This is a genomic window from Litchfieldia alkalitelluris (assembly GCF_002019645.1).
Lineage (GTDB): Bacteria > Bacillota > Bacilli > Bacillales > Bacillaceae_L > Litchfieldia > Litchfieldia alkalitelluris.
The window spans coordinates 4,917,700-4,933,765 of sequence record NZ_KV917374.1 but is presented as its reverse complement, the minus strand read 5'-3'; the positions used below and the strand labels follow the sequence as shown (position 1 = coordinate 4,933,765).

Here is a 16,066-nt window from a genome sequence, read left to right as displayed (position 1 = left end):
TTGTGGGTAGCCCTTATGCAAAACAGTTGCCTAAGTGAAAACAAGAAGGAAGTAAATCAAAGGCGGTCTATGATCCAGTTGCCTAAGTGAAAACAAGGAGAAAGTAAAACAAAGGCGGTCTAAATGGATGTTTTCTAAAAACTAGTACATACTAAGAAAAAATTTACATCAATCAAGAGGAATATATATGCATATCATTGTGACAGTCATCTTTTTATGTTTCTTATTTATAAAAGGTACTTATCGTAACCTAAATAAATATGGTTTAACAGTTTATTACGTAATCACGTGTAATTTACTATATAACATATTATGTCATGACCATCTATTATGGGAATATAAGCCGGGTGTTTTAACAACACATGTCCTTGTTGATCTACTTTATACTTTTATTATCCTACCTTCTGTAACCCTACTTTACCTTTCAAACTATCCATTCTTACAAAAGTGGTTAAAACAAGCTCGTTATATTATGTATTGGGTTGCTGGGTCACTGGTAATCAGTCTTTATTTTTACAAAACAGGGAGACTTGAGTTTAATCATGGATATAAGTTGTGGATGGATGCTTTATTTTACCCTGTCATGTATATCATGCTAAGACTTCATCATACTAGACATTTACTTACTTACATTCTTTCAATTATAGTTATTGTCTTTATGATGCTGTATTTTAATGTGCCGATAAAATAATACTTGAAACTGTAGAAATATCATGTTAATATTATGTATGTTATTAACAGGTTGTAAAACCTGTTTTTATTTTCGACAACGCTCGACAAATTTCTATCATTTTTTTACTCGATAAGGGTTGCGTGATTGATTAGTAGTTGTTATAATCGTAAACATGAACAATATAAATACCATGCGGGTGTAGTTTAATGGTAAAACCTCAGCCTTCCAAGCTGATGTCGTGAGTTCGATTCTCATCACCCGCTCCATACATATTTTTCACAACGCAGTGGTTCGTTTCTTGAAAACGAGGTATTGCGTTTTTTATTGTGAGAAAATTGGGAAGATTATACATCTTCCCTAATTATTAGCTAATTATTGATGTAGTTGCTTCTCCACCATGGATTTGAAGAAACATATCTTTTAATGATTTAACTAACTTTAACGATTCTTCAATATCCATTGATGGTCTAAGGTAAACAAGCTGAATTGCATTTTGAGTTGAGGTAGTTACAGCAGAGCGAGCGGAATCAACAATAGGACTGCCAAAAGCCCCTTGCATATCGGATGAAAGAATTTTTTTATCCATGGACACAATTCTCCCGTTAATTCCCTCGTACTCATCATTCACGGTGCCAATCCGTATCTCAACTGTGTCACCAGCTAAGTGTTCTACATCATAAATACCAATAGGAACCTCGTACTGTAGAGAAAAAAAGTTATTAATATCAGCAGCTGAATTAATGGTACCAATGTAATTTTGCTTTTTAATTCGTCTGTATAATGCTTCAACAGAAGGTCGATACCTATTGGGATCTGTTCCAACAGCTTTAAAAGCAGCTTTCCATTCCTTTAACCCCTCATAATCAGAGAATTCCTTTTCTTGTAGGTCAAAAAAGATATTTTCTTGAAACAGTTGAAGTCGCCCTTTGACCATTTGTGGAGAGTCTGCTACATCAATGTTAGAATAAGTGATAACACCAAGCTTAAAGCCTGGAATAAGATTTTTTAGTGATGGTGAAATGGTGATTTCCATTATTTCTCCCTCCAAATTTTAATAACAATAGTTTACCATATATATTGATATCAAAAGAAACGTGAATCATCGAAACGAGAAGGGAGGAGATTAATCATGGATTTTAAAGTGTTAAAGGAGGAAATCATTGCATATAGCAAAACCATCGGAATTGATAAAATTGGGTTTGCGAGTGCGGATACGTTTGAAAATCTAAAACAACGGTTGATTACTCAACAAGAATTAGGTTATCAGTCTGGTTTTGAAGAATCAGATGTGATCAAAAGAACCCATCCCGATCTCTTACTACCCAAAGCCCAGTCTATTATCGCGATTGCACTTGCTTATCCTTCTAAGTTGAAAAATGCCCCTAGGTCTACTAAGGAAGACCGCCGTGGGATATTTTGCCGTGCATCTTGGGGACAAGATTATCATCATGTCTTAAGAGATAGATTGAACAAGCTTGAAGCATTTATCCTAGAAAAAATACCAGAAGCAAAAATGAAATCCATGGTTGATACTGGGGAGTTATCTGACCGAGCAGTTGCTGAGCGTGCTGGAATTGGCTGGAGCGGAAAAAACTGTGCAATCATTACTCCGGAATTCGGTTCTTATGTGTATTTAGGTGAGATGATTACAAATCTTCCATTTGAACCAGATACTCCTATAGAAGATCAGTGTGGAACATGTAATAAGTGTGTGGAGGTATGTCCAACCAATGCATTGGTTCAAGGCGGGCAACTAGATTCTTCAAAGTGTATTGCTTTTTTAACACAAACAAAAGGGTTTTTAGCTGAGCAATATCGAGTTAAAATAGGAAATCGCCTTTATGGTTGCGATACGTGTCAGACGGTTTGTCCCGAAAATAAAGGAAAGGACTTCCATCTTCATGCTGAAATGGAACCAGATCCTGAGATTGTAAAACCAAAGCTAAAAGGCCTACTTCATATTAGTAACAAAGAGTTTAAAGAAAAATATGGAATGCTCTCTGGTTCATGGAGAGGAAAAAAACCGATTCAACGAAATGCGATTATTGCACTTGCACATTATAAGGATGAAACAGCCATCCCGGACTTAGAGAAGGTCTTAGCGAACGACCCACGTCCAGTGCTAAGAGGAACAGCTGCATGGGCATTAGGGAAAATCGGAAATAAAGAATCGATAGCTATTTTAGAAAAAGCCGCTTCTAGGGAAAAAGATGAAGAAGTACTAAGAGAAATCAATCAAGGAATCGACATGCTTGTTAAGGTTGAAAAATAAGGTAGAACTGATTATAAGTAGTTATAATCAGTTCTTTTTTTAAAAATAATTATAAAATCTTGGTCTGCTACAGGCGTTGATACTGTGCTGTTTTTTGCTTAGGTACAGGTAGAGAGGAACTCATAGGCGGAGAAATTCCGGCTAATGTATCTAGTAGAGGCTTAAGAAGCAAATATAAGCGGAAAAAATCCGGTTAACTTCTCTAATATATGACTAAATCTAAAGAGTAGGTTCATATAAGCGGAAAAACTCCTGTTATTTTTAGGGAAATGTTGATATTTCCCAATTTAAGCGGAATTTATCCGACTAAATTTAAACACAGCAAAATCAACATGATAGGACACAGCTATTTAAAAAGAAGGCAAAAGTAACTAAATAGAATAGAATACAAATTTTAGATTTTCACTAAACAAAATGGGCCGGGCTTTCCTTGGTTTTTCTTATTCTACTCACTAATCGCCATCATACATATATTCTGTAGGGATTAATAAAAGGTTGGTGAGGGTATTGAAAGATCAACTAAGAGAATTAATTCATCGAAGAGTTCAATTATATGTTGGTAAAGACGAGAGAAATGGAATTAGCTTGGGTGTTGAAGAAGCTTCTAAAATATACAAGAAAAAAGAAAGCTATCAGAAGCGAAACGCTGAAATCATAAAATGTAAGGCCGAAACAAAGGTGCTAAGCCAGGATGAAATGGAAGAAGAGATTCATTTAGATTATCTTGTGCATTTTCAATACTTAGTGAAACAAAAAGAAAACATCTTTCTTGAAGAAGCGTATGAAGAACGGAGAGCAAGGTTTCGTGATAATAAAATGATTGATGATCGTGAACTAATTAAATCATTTAGCGAAGCTGACCGTATACCAATCCATTCAGAAAATGATGTAGTTGATCGTGAACGTGTACAATACACGTACGATCGTTTAGCTGCTGTAAAATATGCGGAACGTTGGTGGAATGATTATAATCCGGAATACAAGAAATTTGATGTTGATTGTACGAACTATATTTCTCAATGCATTCATGCAGGAGGAGTCCCGATGAATGGCTTTACTAACCGGAGCAAAGGCTGGTGGATGAAAAATAATAATTGGAGCTTCAGTTGGTCGGTTGCCAATTCGATGCGTTGGCACTTAAGTGGCTCTAAATCAGGCTTACAAGCTAAAGAAGTCTCAGGCCCAGAAGACTTGCTCCTTGGTGACATCATTTGTTATGATTTTGAAGGTGATGGAAAGTACAATCACACGACAATTGTGGTTGCGAAAGACTATGATGGAATGCCATTAGTAAACGCACATACTCAAAATAGTCGAATGAGATATTGGGCATATGAGGATTCAACTGCATATACACCGAATATTAAGTATAAATTCTTTTCGATTATTGATGTAAATAGTTAAATGAAAAGTCAATAATAAAACTACAATGAAAATAGATGTCGGTGTTATAATAGCACAGAGGTGAAAATCGTGGGACTAAATGTCGTATTATATCAACCAGAAACTCCAGCTAATACAGGGAATATTGCCCGCACATGTGCAGCAACAAATGCCACATTACATCTAATTAGACCTTTAGGATTTTCAACAGATAATAAAATTCTAAAGCGTGCAGGCTTGGATTACTGGCAATTTGTTAATGTTCAATATTATGATTCGCTAGAGGAGCTTTTCGAAAAACACGAAAATGGTGAATTTTATTTCATTACGAAGTTTGGAGAAAAAGCACATAGCTCATTTGATTTTAGTGATTTGGACAAAGAACACTTTTTTGTTTTTGGAAGAGAAACAAGTGGCTTACCGAAAGAACTTATAGAGAACAATGTGGAACGCTGTGTAAGACTGCCAATGACTGATGTTGTTTCTTCACTAAATGTATCAAACACAGCAGCAGTTTTGCTCTATGAAGTATTACGCCAGCAGAACTACCCTAGATTATCATAAAAAAACGACCCAGCAGCGGGTCGTTTTTTTATTTGTTTTTCGCACTTGGCTTATCATTGTATCCTGCCGCAAAGATTGCCGATAGAAACGTCAAGCTTACACCTATAATTAGAATTAATTTCATGGTTTTTTCCTCCTTGATTACGTAAATCAACAGATATTCTTTAATTATATCTTAACCCATTTCACTTGTGAATGTAAATTGTGGACAAAGTTTTCTTTAAGAGATGCTTTTTTTCTAGGTTACCTTCAAATTGCCTATTACATAGACTAAAAAGACTGAGTAGGAGAGGAGTAAAAAAATTGAGTAATCCTTATGAATTCTTAAAAGTAAAAAATGATAAAGAAATAGAGTTTCCCCCACAGCATCAACCTTTTCAACCTGGTTTCGAATGGTTAATGAAACCCCGGCCCGTGTCAGAAGATCCTATGTATAAAGGCACAGGCAAGCTACAGGGTAAGGTAGCTGTCATTACAGGTGGTGATAGTGGGATTGGAAAAGCGGTAGCCATTGCCTTCGCCAAAGAGGGTGCTGATATAGTTATTGTGTATCTTAATGAAGAAAGAGATGCAACTGAAACGAAAAATCGAATTGAAAGATCTGGAAGAAAGTGCCTTGCAATAGCTGCCGACATGAGACATCCTGATTCTAGCCAGTTAGTTGTTCAAAAAACTCTTGATACATTTGGGAAAATCAATATCCTTGTAAATAATTGCGCTGTTCAATATGTTCAGGAAAGCATATTAGATATTACCAATGAACAGCTTGTTCACACATTTCAAACCAATGTTTTTTCTTATTTTTACCTAACAAAGGCAGCACTTCCTCACATGAAAAAAGGAGATACCATTATTAATACAGCTTCAATTGTTGCTTATAAAGGGCACAGACAGTTACTTGATTATTCAGCAACAAAAGGGGCGGTTGTCACTTTCACACGAACGTTAGCACTTCAGTTAGCTGAAAAAGGAATTCGCGTAAATGGCATTGCACCTGGTCCCATTTGGACTCCGTTAATTCCAGCGAGTTTTCCGGCAGAAGATGTTATGACATTCGGTTCGGATACTGAATTGGGTCGAGCTGGTCAACCGTATGAATTAGCACCAGCATATGTATATTTAGCCTCTGGGGATTCGAGTTACGTGACAGGTCAAATCATTCACATTAATGGTGGAGATTTTGTGACGAGCTAAGGAATGAGATTCAGTTATTTTGTCATTTAATTGTGGGGTTAGAGTCTTAAACATCTAAAGTGTGATAGACTCTTCCTTTTTTAACGTTTTAAAATTTTTACGTAGTTTTAATGTCTAGTTCCAGTGCTACCGGCTCTCAGGTCTAATTAAATTTGAGGTGGATAAGCAATAGTCCCTTCAAAGATGAATTCAAACCAATTCATCCTAGTCAGCGCCTGTCTTATAAATGTTGCTTAGTATTCGGGCGCCGTAGCGTTTTTTTATAATTTAGCTATAGTTTTCGATACGATGTTAATTTCATCCATATCTTCCTGAGTTAAAGTGAAGTTTAACGCACCAATGTTTTCTTTGGCATGATGAGGTTTAGTGGCGCCTGGAATGGCAACAACCGTATCACCATGAAAATGGATGAGCCAATTTAAAGCAATTTGGCTAGAACTCACTTCGTACTTCGCTGCCATTTTCTCTAATAAGTCAATAAGTGGTTTCGTTTTTTCAAGTCCTGCTGGCTTTAAAAGTTTCGAATGTTTTCTTGGACCAGTCATATTTTTGATGATCTCAGGATTTTTATGAAACTTTCCTGAGAGTATTCCTTGCTCTAATGGAGAATAAGCAATAACTGTAATGCCTCGTTCTTTTGCTGTATCTAATACCCCGTTTGTTTCTATTCGACGATCTAATAAACTATATTTCACCTGATTTGATGCAAGGAAATACCCTTGCTTTTTTAATGTATCATCAGCATCTGCCATTTTCTTTGCACTAAAATTACTGACTCCCACATAACGGATTTTATTTATCCGAATTAATTCTGCCATTGCTTTCATTTGATCTCTGACACTAGAAAAAGAGAAGGGTTGATGTACTTGATATAAATCAATCCTCCTACCATTTAATGCTTTGATTCGCTGGTCAATGGTCTTAGGAATCGAATTTGCTCGTCTAAAAAGTGGCCACCATTTTGTAGCAATAAGAGCATCTTCTTCATTTACATTAATGTTGAAAAGTGATTCAGATAAAGCCATCTCTGATGAGCCTTTTCCATACACTTCTGCAGTGTCAAACCAATTGATTCCACCACTAAGGCAAATCTTAACGATTTCATCAATGTCTTTTTGTTTTAATTTTGTCCAGTAATTCCCACCGAACTGCCAGCAACCTAGCCCTAAAGCAGATATTTGTAAATCCGTGTGACCTAGGTGGCGTAGGGCAACTTTTTGTTGAACTTCCATTGTATAAATCTCCTTTTTCATTTTTTAATTTAGCTATTTTCGTAAACCTTGTTGCTTTTGCAAGGTCTTTAAGTTAACTAGAGTGGCATCTTTTCTTTTCTTCCTAAAATAAATCCAAGATTCTGCAACAATAATACATATTAAATTAAAACTGGGTCAATTGACAACAATCTTTCAGAAAAGACCAATTCTATTTCAAAGAGAGAGTGTATGCTAATTTGATAAAGCAATTATGGAAACTTGGATGAGGACTAGTGAATTAATTATAAACTATATTCGGATATGAAAAGCATATTTAAGCAAAAGTAACAATACAAACAATCCTCTGTCAAACCCCAGAGAGGACTGTTTTATGCTATCAGAGGTATAAAAATAATTGCCTTGTCCCCCTTGTTTCTTTCGAATTTCAACGAATGTTAGCGGACATCCTCGCATAAAGTGTATTAACACGCAGAGTCATCATCACCAAATATCGAGGAGGCCCATATGGATATTTTAAAGAAAATTGAAAAGTATCGTGAAGAAGAGCAGCGTCTGCAGTGGGAAGGTACCTTTGCTGAGTATTTAGAAATTATTAAAGAACAGCCTTGGGTTGCTCAATCGGCTCATTCTAGAGTTTACAATATGATTAAAGACGCTGGTATTGAAGAGGTCAATGGCAAAAGAAAATATAAATTTTTCGATCATCAGTTGTTTGGATTAGAAGAGCCTTTAGAAAGGTTGGTTGAAGAGTATTTTCATCCAGCTGCTAAACGATTAGATGTTAGGAAGCGTATTTTATTACTCATGGGACCAGTAAGTGGAGGAAAATCAACTCTAGTTACGATGCTCAAAAGAGGTTTGGAAGCTTATACACTTTCTGACCGAGGTGCCGTATATGCAATTAAAGGTTGTCCGATGCATGAGGATCCTTTACATTTAATCCCACAACATCTGCGTGAAGACTTTCAACAAGAATATGGGGTTCGAATTGAAGGAAATCTCTCACCATTAAATATGATGAGACTTCAAAAAGAATATGGCGGCCGAATTGAAGATGTGATGGTTGAACGAATTTTCTTGTCTGAGGATAAGCGTGTAGGTATTGGAACTTTTAGTCCATCTGATCCTAAGTCACAGGATATTGCTGATTTAACTGGAAGTATCGACTTTTCTACCATTGCTGAGTTTGGTTCAGAATCAGATCCACGCGCATATCGATTTGATGGGGAATTGAACAAAGCGAATCGAGGAATGATGGAATTCCAAGAAATGCTTAAGTGTGATGAAAAGTTCCTATGGCATTTGTTATCCCTAACTCAAGAGGGAAATTTCAAGGCTGGTAGATTTGCCCTGATTTCAGCTGATGAGCTAATTGTCGCTCATACGAACGAAACAGAGTACCGCTCGTTTATTAGTAATAAGAAAAATGAGGCTCTGCACTCACGGATTATTGTCATGCCTGTTCCTTATAACCTTCGAGTGTCAGAAGAAGAACGCATTTATGAAAAAATGATTAGAGAAAGTGACGTTCACGAAGTGCATATTGCACCACATACATTAAAAGTGGCGGCAATGTTTACCATTCTTTCTCGATTAAAGGCACCTAAAAAAGGTGATATTGATTTAATTAAGAAGATGCGCTTATATGATGGAGAAAGTGTAGAAGGCTTTAATGCAGTTGATGTGGAGGAGCTTAAGAAAGAATATGCGGATGAAGGAATGAGCGGGATTGACCCTCGTTATGTGATCAACCGAATTTCTTCAACCATTATTCGTAAAGATGAAAATCCGTCAATCAATGCCTTAGACGTGCTACGCTCATTGAAAGAAGGACTTGAGCATCATCCTTCGATATCAAATGAAGATCGTGAGCGTTATCTAAACTTCATTTCCTTAGCACGTAAAGAATACGATGATATTGCGAAAAAAGAAGTGCAAAAAGCATTCGTATATTCTTACGAAGAGTCTGCTAAAACATTAATGGAAAATTATTTGGATAATGTTGAAGCTTACTGTAATAAAAATAAATTACGCGATCCATTAACTGGTGAGGAAATGAATCCAGATGAAAAGTTAATGAGATCAATAGAAGAGCAAATCGGAATCTCTGAAAATGCAAAAAAGGCATTCCGAGAAGAAATCTTAATCCGAATCTCTGCATATGCTCGTAAAGGCAAGAGATTTAATTATAATTCCCATGAGAGATTAAGAGAAGCGATTCAGAAGAAGCTATTTGCTGATTTGAAAGATGTTGTTAAAATTACAACATCATCGAAGACTCCGGATGAACAGCAGCTTAAAAAGGTCAATGAAGTTGTTGCAAGACTGATTGATGAGCATGGCTATAATTCAACGTCAGCAAATGAATTACTGCGTTATGTTGGAAGTCTATTGAATCGATAAAAGAGAAAATCAGATCCTGCTGGGGTGGGGTCTGGTTTTTTTGTGTGGGAGAGTTTGTTTGGTTTGAGAGGGGAATAAGTGGAGTGTGGGCGTATGTTGGTTTGGACAAGGTTGAATGTGGAGTATGGGGAGGAGCTGTGTGAAATGTGGGAAGGTTAGACAATAAAAGTGGTAAAGTTTTCTGGGGGCGAGGTTCAGACAGGTTTTTAGGGTCGAGTGGGAACGCCAATAAGCGGAGATTTTTCCGCTAATGTCAAATTAGAGCTCATTTTAGGGTAAATAGGTGGAGTTTTTCCACCTATAAAAAGCAAATTACCTATTTTCAAGCTTTTTGAGTCAAATAAGAGAAATTTTTCCGTCTATTTAAGCCATTTTTGGGGCTATTTGTTTATTAAAGGAAGTTTTTCCCTCTATTTTATTAAAGCTGTCCGAAGTCGAGCCAAGTTTAGACAGGTTTAGTTGAGGATTGAGTGGGGGGAATTCCAATAAGCGGAGATTTTTCCGTTAATTGCAAATTAGAGCTCATTTCGGGGTAAATAGGGGGAGCTTTTCCGCCTATACAAAATATATTACCTATTTTCAAGCTTTTCGAGTGAAATAAGAGAAATTTCTCCGTCTATTTAATCTATTTTCGGTGCTATTCATTAATTAAGGGCAATTTTTCCCTCTATTTATTACAGCTGTCCTAAGTCGAGCCAAGTTTAGACAGGTTTAGTTGAGGATCGAGTGGGGGGAATTCCAATAAGCGGAGATATTTCCGTTAATTGCAAATTAGAGCTCATTTCGGGGTAAATAGGTGGAGTTTTTCCCCCTATACAAAGTATATTACCTATTTTCAAGCTTTTCGAGTGAAATAAGAGAAATTTCTCCGTCTATTTAATCTATTTTCGGTGCTATTTATTAATTAAGGGGAATTTTTCCCTCTATTTATTACAGCTGTCCGAGGTGGATGAAGTTGTGCTAAGTTCATACAGGTTTAGGTGCCTGAGAGGAAAGCTGTCCAAAGTCGAGCTAAGTTCAGACAGGTTTAGGTGACGAGAGGTGAATAGTTGTCCCGAAGTCGCACCAATCTTTATATTCATGTTTTAAGTCTTACTCATTCGGGTAAACCCTAAACGAGGTGATTGAATGTCTATAAAAGATAAACCAAAGAATAGTTCAATGACACGGAATGAAGAAGAAATAAAGCAGCATGGTAAAGAAATGGAACAGCTGAAAACAAATAAAGAGATAAAAAAAGATGGAAAAGTCCCAGATCCAAAGCAGCATAAAAAGAAGTAGCATAAAAAACTTGGTGAACGCCTGTCCGAAAATACAGGTCCAACACCAAGTTTTTTTATCAATATATTTCAATACCTGTCTATTTTCAGCTTGTACAAGCCTAATTTTCTAAATTATTTGTCAATAATCTTATAACCTTGCATAGTATAGAGTAATCCACTTTTATTTAGTAAGAAGATGGACCCATTAAAACCCGTCAAGATAATGTATGTCAAAAATGAAAAAGTGTGAATGAAAAAACTAAAAAATTTTAGGAGGGGATTTGCGTGTCAAAAGGTAATGAGAGGAACTTTGTCATTTCCCAAGAAGATTGGTCCCTCCACCGAAAAGGCCATGATGACCAAAAAAGACATCAGGATAAGGTTCAGGAAGCCATTAAAAACAATTTGCCAGATTTAATTACTGAAGAAAATATTGTGATGTCTAATGGTAGAGAGGTTGTCAAAATTCCAATAAGGTCTTTAGATGAATACAAAATAAGATATAACTATGACAAAAACAAACATGTAGGCCAAGGTGATGGCGAAAGTCAAGTGGGAGATGTGATTGCGAGAGATGGATCTCCAAGTCCAGGGCAAAGTGGACCTGGAAAAGGCCAAGGAGCCGGAGATCAAGCTGGTGAAGATTATTATGAAGCTGAAGTATCGTTAATGGAATTAGAGGAAGCTTTATTCAAGGAATTGGAGCTACCGAATCTTCAGCAAAAGGAACGCGATGAAAACGTCGTGGAAGACATTGAATTTAATGATATTCGAAAAACAGGGTTAATGGGGAACATTGATAAAAAACGTACAATGATGACAGCTTACAAGCGGAATGCGATGCAGGGAAAACCAGGATTCCACCCGATTTATCAAGAGGATTTAAAATTTAAAACATGGAATGAAGTCGTAAAGCCAGATTCAAAAGCAGTCGTGTTAGCGATGATGGATACGAGTGGTTCGATGGGCATGTGGGAGAAGTACATGGCACGAAGCTTCTTTTTCTGGATGACTCGATTCCTAAGAACTAAATATGAAACGGTTGAAATTGAATTTATTGCACATCATACGGAAGCTAAGGTCGTTTCAGAGGAGGACTTTTTCTCTAAAGGTGAGAGTGGAGGAACCATCTGTTCATCGGTTTACCGTAAAGCATTAGAATTAATTGATGATAAGTATCAGCCAGCAAGATACAATATATATCCGTTCCATTTTTCAGATGGAGATAACTTAACGTCAGACAATGCACGTTGTGTAAAGTTAGTATCAGAATTAATGAAGGTATCAAATATCTTTGGATATGGAGAAGTGAATCAATATAACCGTCATTCGACCCTTATGTCTGCGTACAAAAACATTTCAGATGAAAAGTTCCGTCATTATATCCTCAAGCAAAAAGCCGATGTATTCCATGCGATGAAGAGCTTCTTTAGGAAGGAAGAAGAGAGTAAGAAATATGCGTGATAAAGAAGACCAGCTAATGATGCTGGTCTTCTTTTTGTCGGTTTGGATTTGACAAGACTTTATTAAAAATAAAGATCTTCGGCACATCGATATTTAGAAGTAGGAGTTCTTTGTAAAAATCGATCTGTTTGTTTAAAACAAAATCATTATTTTCCCTAATGGTTTGTAATGTTTACTTTATTGCTGTACTCAATCGACGTCATCCCAGTAACTTTTTTAAAAACAGTATGAAAATAATTTTGAGAAGAAAAACCAAGCTTGTTGAAATCTGAAATTGGCATTTCTGTAACTTCTAGTAAACGAATTCTCAGAAGTTACTATACTCAACTTTCTTTCTATACATTTTAATCTGCATTGCTTGGACTGGTGGGTCTAGATACTACAGATCCTGTTGATTTATTTTTTTCTGTGGCATAAATATCGTTAAAAGAATTGCAACTACTGCTAATATCATCATAAAGAAATAAGCATCACCTGAACCTAGTATAGAAGATAAACTTACAATTTGTTCCGCTGAAGCTGTTGGATTTTGTTTCATAATTTCCGATGTATGTTCCGTAACTTGTACTGTATAAATGGTTACCACTACAGCTGTTCCGATTGCCCCTGCGAGTTGGCGTACAGTATTAACAACTGCAGAGCCATGTGATCCTAACTGCTTAGGCAATGCGTTCAATGCAGATGTATTAAGTGGCATCGTAATGAAACTTAAACCAATACGTAAAATAATGGTACGTATCATTAAATACATGAAAGAAGTAGAAGCTGTTAAATCAGTTACAGCCCACATCGAAGGAATCATAAATAAAATCCCAATAATAAATAATGGCTTTGCACCAACGCTATCATATAATTTACCGATTACGGGAGATAACATGGCATTAATGACAGCACCAGGCAATAATAAAAGACCTGCTTCAAATGCAGTAAACCCTCTACCCGTTTGGAGGTAAATAGGTAATAAGATCAAATCCGCATACATGATCATTGTTACTAATACATTGAGTAATGATGTTAAAGTAAACACCTTATACTTGAATACTGATAAGTTCAATACTGGATCCTTTGATTTTATTTGCCGAATACAGAATAAAACCGTAAATACTAATCCAATGATTAATGAAAAGATAACGATCAAGGCACTCCAGCCTTTATTACCAGCACTACTGAAACCATATAATATAAAGCCAAAACCAATGGTTGATAAAATGACACTTACAAAATCTAGTTTTGATTTAGCTGTTTCGGATACATTCACTAAATATTTTAACGCAAGTAAAATAACAATGAATACAAAAGGTGCTAAACCAAAAAATAGCCAACGCCATGATACGTAATCGATAGTAAAGCCAGCCAAAGACGGAGCAATGGCAGGGGCGAATATCATAGCAAACCCAATTAAGCCCATTGCGCTACCTCTTTTTTCCGCAGGGTAAATAAACAGAATGACACTCATCATAAGAGGAATGATAATCCCTGCTCCAACAGCTTGAATCATTCGTCCGAATAATAAAGTTGTAAAGTTGGGAGCTATTGCACAAATAACGGTACCTACTAATAAAAATAACATAGAGCTAATAAATAGTTGTCTCGTTGTAAAACGCTTCATTAAAAATGCGGTTGTCGGAATTAACACTCCGTTTACAAGTAGAAAGCCTGTTGACAGCCATTGAACAGTTGCCGCTGTCACATCAAATACATCCATTAAATTACTTAATGCAACATTTAATAATGTTTGATTCAATACTGATAAAAAACAACCAGATATGAGTACAAATAATAATATCCCTTTCTTTATGTCTTCTCTCTCGTTTTCCATATATAAACTCCTTTTCTATCATTAATTGACTTTTTAACTTTTTCTTGTTCCTCCTTAAAACCAAAGAAATCTGTATATTTTGATTTGCGTTATCAACACTGTGTCGATAAAATTAATACTAACAAAAAAAATAAGTTCCTGACCATGAACAGTTTTAATCAAAATGTTCATTAATCGACAATTGAAATTTATAATGTTGAGAAAGTCGGATAATAATCTATAAAGGAGTTTGGAATGTCTATACAAAAAAAAGAAGATCCTCGTAGCATTCGTTCAAGAGAAATGTTTAAAGATGCTGTCATTTCTCTTCTAAGCGAGAATTGCACTATTTCAAGTTTGACGGTTCAGAAAGTCGCTGCAAAAGCAGGATTAAACAGGACCACATTTTACTTACATTATCATGATATTCAAGACTTATTAACACAAATGAACGATGATATTTTTAATGAGCTTTCAGAAAAAATTATTGTTCTAGTACATGCAAAAGGTTTATCTGAAAAACAGCAACTTACACAATTCCTTGATTTTCTATATACTCAACGGAGAAATTTATTTACTTTATTGAATATAAGCCAGTTTGAAGATCAATTGTTTTTGTTAATAAAGGAATTAGTAGAAACAAGGAGGAAGAATACCGAGGAGGAATTGCCTGACGATTATGTTGCTATTGAAATTAAAACAGCCTCATTAGTAGGTATTATCATGTGGTGGATAAAGAAGGGGATGAATTTCAGTTCTGATTATATTGCAAATCAAATTTATTTAATGTACAAGGTAAAATAATTCGTAGTAATTCATTAAAAAATAAGGGATTAGCTTTAATTATCCTTTGTAATCAGCAGAGTAAATTAAATACTAATTTCCCCATTCTAATAGGTGTTATGTTTACGAATATAACTAGTCATTTCCTTCCCAGTACAAAGATACTCTTGAAAAACTTCCTATCAAACGAAGACAGTTACGTTCAAAGCAATTGTCTTTTCGTATTTGACACATACTGTGCACTAAATCTTCACTTTTATATGACTTTGTGAAAGAATGTACTTTAAGTAACGGACCATTAGTGGAAGAAGAGTTCCTTCTTAACCTCCCTCTTTTATCTGACCCTGATAAAAAATAAACAACTGACACTTTAATACGGGACAGTTTGTTTATATAATTCTACCAACGAAGAAAAGGAGAGAAGAATTATGGAGATAACACCAGTAGTATTAATAGGAGATAGAGTAAAGATACAACCTATGGAAGATTATCACTTACAGGAATTATTTGATGCTGGAAACAATCCAGCTATATGGGCATACATGCCAATGAAGGTTCAATCGATTGAAGATATGAATTACCTTGTGAATGGAGCACTTCAATCGAGAGAGCAAGGAAGCGAATTTCCTTTTGTTATCTTCGATAAGGATTCGGGCAAAATTGTGGGAAGTACTCGTTTTCTTAATATATCCATACCAAACCGTAACTTGGAAATTGGTTGGACATGGTTGTCTCCAAATGTTTGGCGTACTAGAATAAATACAGAATGTAAGTATCTTCTTTTGAAACACTGCTTTGAGACACTTGGGACAATTCGTGTTCAGTTGAAAACAGATAGTCGAAATGTGCGGTCTCAGCAGGCAATTGAACGGTTGGGTGCGGTAAAAGAAGGAGTACTTCGGAATCATATGATTATGCCTAACGGTTATTTAAGAGACTCTGTGTTTTACAGTGTAATCGACCAAGAATGGGTGCTAGTGAAGGACAAACTGGAGAGCTTTATACGATAATTCAGTATTCGAAGTGTTCCTTAATTAAACTAATTGGGTGCTAGAG

At 35.9% G+C, this 16,066-nt stretch carries 14 protein-coding genes and 1 tRNA gene; 11 read left to right on the top strand and 4 right to left on the bottom strand.

Translation table 11 applies throughout. The features are described 5' to 3' along the window. Positions 1–187: 187 nt before the first annotated feature. Positions 188–691 (top strand): CBO0543 family protein, encoded by a 504-nt coding sequence (locus BK579_RS23160; protein WP_078549636.1) that lies wholly within the window; start codon positions 188–190, stop codon positions 689–691. Between the two features lie 174 nt (positions 692–865). Next, positions 866–939 (top strand) — tRNA-Gly (locus BK579_RS23155). A 98-nt stretch (positions 940–1,037) separates the two neighbouring features. On the opposite strand, the gene BK579_RS23150 is transcribed toward BK579_RS23155, so the two are convergent. Next, positions 1,038–1,706, bottom strand: coding sequence for a B3/B4 domain-containing protein (locus tag BK579_RS23150; RefSeq protein ID WP_078549634.1), 669 nt, complete (start codon positions 1,704–1,706; stop codon positions 1,038–1,040). Positions 1,707–1,802: 96 nt separating this feature from the next. Between BK579_RS23150 and queG the strand changes: the two genes are divergently transcribed. The 4 genes from queG to BK579_RS23130 all read left to right on the top strand — a co-directional run bounded on the left by queG (position 1,803) and on the right by BK579_RS23130 (position 6,086). Next, on the top strand, positions 1,803–2,945 hold the full coding sequence (queG, locus tag BK579_RS23145; RefSeq protein WP_078549633.1) for a tRNA epoxyqueuosine(34) reductase QueG: 1,143 nt from the start codon (positions 1,803–1,805) through the stop codon (positions 2,943–2,945). Between the two features lie 507 nt (positions 2,946–3,452). Then, positions 3,453–4,349, top strand: a complete 897-nt coding sequence (locus BK579_RS23140) for an amidase domain-containing protein (protein WP_078549631.1) — start codon at positions 3,453–3,455, stop codon at positions 4,347–4,349. Between the two features lie 60 nt (positions 4,350–4,409). Beyond that, positions 4,410–4,892, top strand: coding sequence for a tRNA (uridine(34)/cytosine(34)/5-carboxymethylaminomethyluridine(34)-2'-O)-methyltransferase TrmL (trmL, locus tag BK579_RS23135; RefSeq protein WP_139365149.1), 483 nt, complete (start codon positions 4,410–4,412; stop codon positions 4,890–4,892). Between the two features lie 303 nt (positions 4,893–5,195). After that, positions 5,196–6,086, top strand: a complete 891-nt coding sequence (locus BK579_RS23130; protein ID WP_078549627.1) for an SDR family oxidoreductase — start codon at positions 5,196–5,198, stop codon at positions 6,084–6,086. Between the two features lie 260 nt (positions 6,087–6,346). On the opposite strand, the gene BK579_RS23125 is transcribed toward BK579_RS23130, so the two are convergent. Continuing rightward, positions 6,347–7,318 carry an aldo/keto reductase gene (locus BK579_RS23125; protein WP_078549625.1) on the bottom strand — a complete coding sequence of 324 codons (972 nt, stop codon included), beginning with the start codon at positions 7,316–7,318 and terminating at the stop codon, positions 6,347–6,349. 486 nt (positions 7,319–7,804) lie between these two features. Here BK579_RS23125 and BK579_RS23120 point away from each other — a divergent pair, with 486 nt between their 5' ends. From BK579_RS23120 to yhbH, 3 genes are all read left to right on the top strand, one after another. Continuing rightward, positions 7,805–9,703, top strand: a complete 1,899-nt coding sequence (locus BK579_RS23120; protein WP_078549623.1) for a PrkA family serine protein kinase — start codon at positions 7,805–7,807, stop codon at positions 9,701–9,703. Between the two features lie 1,128 nt (positions 9,704–10,831). After that, positions 10,832–10,984: a hypothetical protein gene (locus BK579_RS25900; RefSeq protein ID WP_169891233.1), complete on the top strand. Its 153-nt coding sequence runs from the start codon at positions 10,832–10,834 to the stop codon at positions 10,982–10,984. A 266-nt stretch (positions 10,985–11,250) separates the two neighbouring features. Continuing rightward, entirely contained in the window at positions 11,251–12,429 is a 1,179-nt protein-coding gene (gene yhbH, locus BK579_RS23115) for a sporulation protein YhbH (RefSeq protein ID WP_078549620.1), read from the top strand. 155 nt (positions 12,430–12,584) lie between these two features. Here yhbH and BK579_RS25365 read toward each other — a convergent pair whose 3' ends face one another. Then, entirely contained in the window at positions 12,585–12,710 is a 126-nt protein-coding gene (locus BK579_RS25365) for an AraC family transcriptional regulator (protein WP_139365148.1), read from the bottom strand. Positions 12,711–12,808: 98 nt separating this feature from the next. After that, positions 12,809–14,248: a DHA2 family efflux MFS transporter permease subunit gene (locus BK579_RS23110; RefSeq protein WP_078549619.1), complete on the bottom strand. Its 1,440-nt coding sequence runs from the start codon at positions 14,246–14,248 to the stop codon at positions 12,809–12,811. Positions 14,249–14,482: 234 nt separating this feature from the next. Here BK579_RS23110 and BK579_RS23105 point away from each other — a divergent pair, with 234 nt between their 5' ends. Beyond that, the gene (locus BK579_RS23105) at positions 14,483–15,031 is read left to right on the top strand and encodes a TetR/AcrR family transcriptional regulator (RefSeq protein ID WP_078549617.1); all 549 of its coding nucleotides are present in this window, start codon (positions 14,483–14,485) and stop codon (positions 15,029–15,031) included. A 407-nt stretch (positions 15,032–15,438) separates the two neighbouring features. Further along, positions 15,439–16,020 (top strand): GNAT family N-acetyltransferase, encoded by a 582-nt coding sequence (locus tag BK579_RS23100; protein WP_078549615.1) that lies wholly within the window; start codon positions 15,439–15,441, stop codon positions 16,018–16,020. The last annotated feature ends 46 nt before the right edge of the window (positions 16,021–16,066 follow it).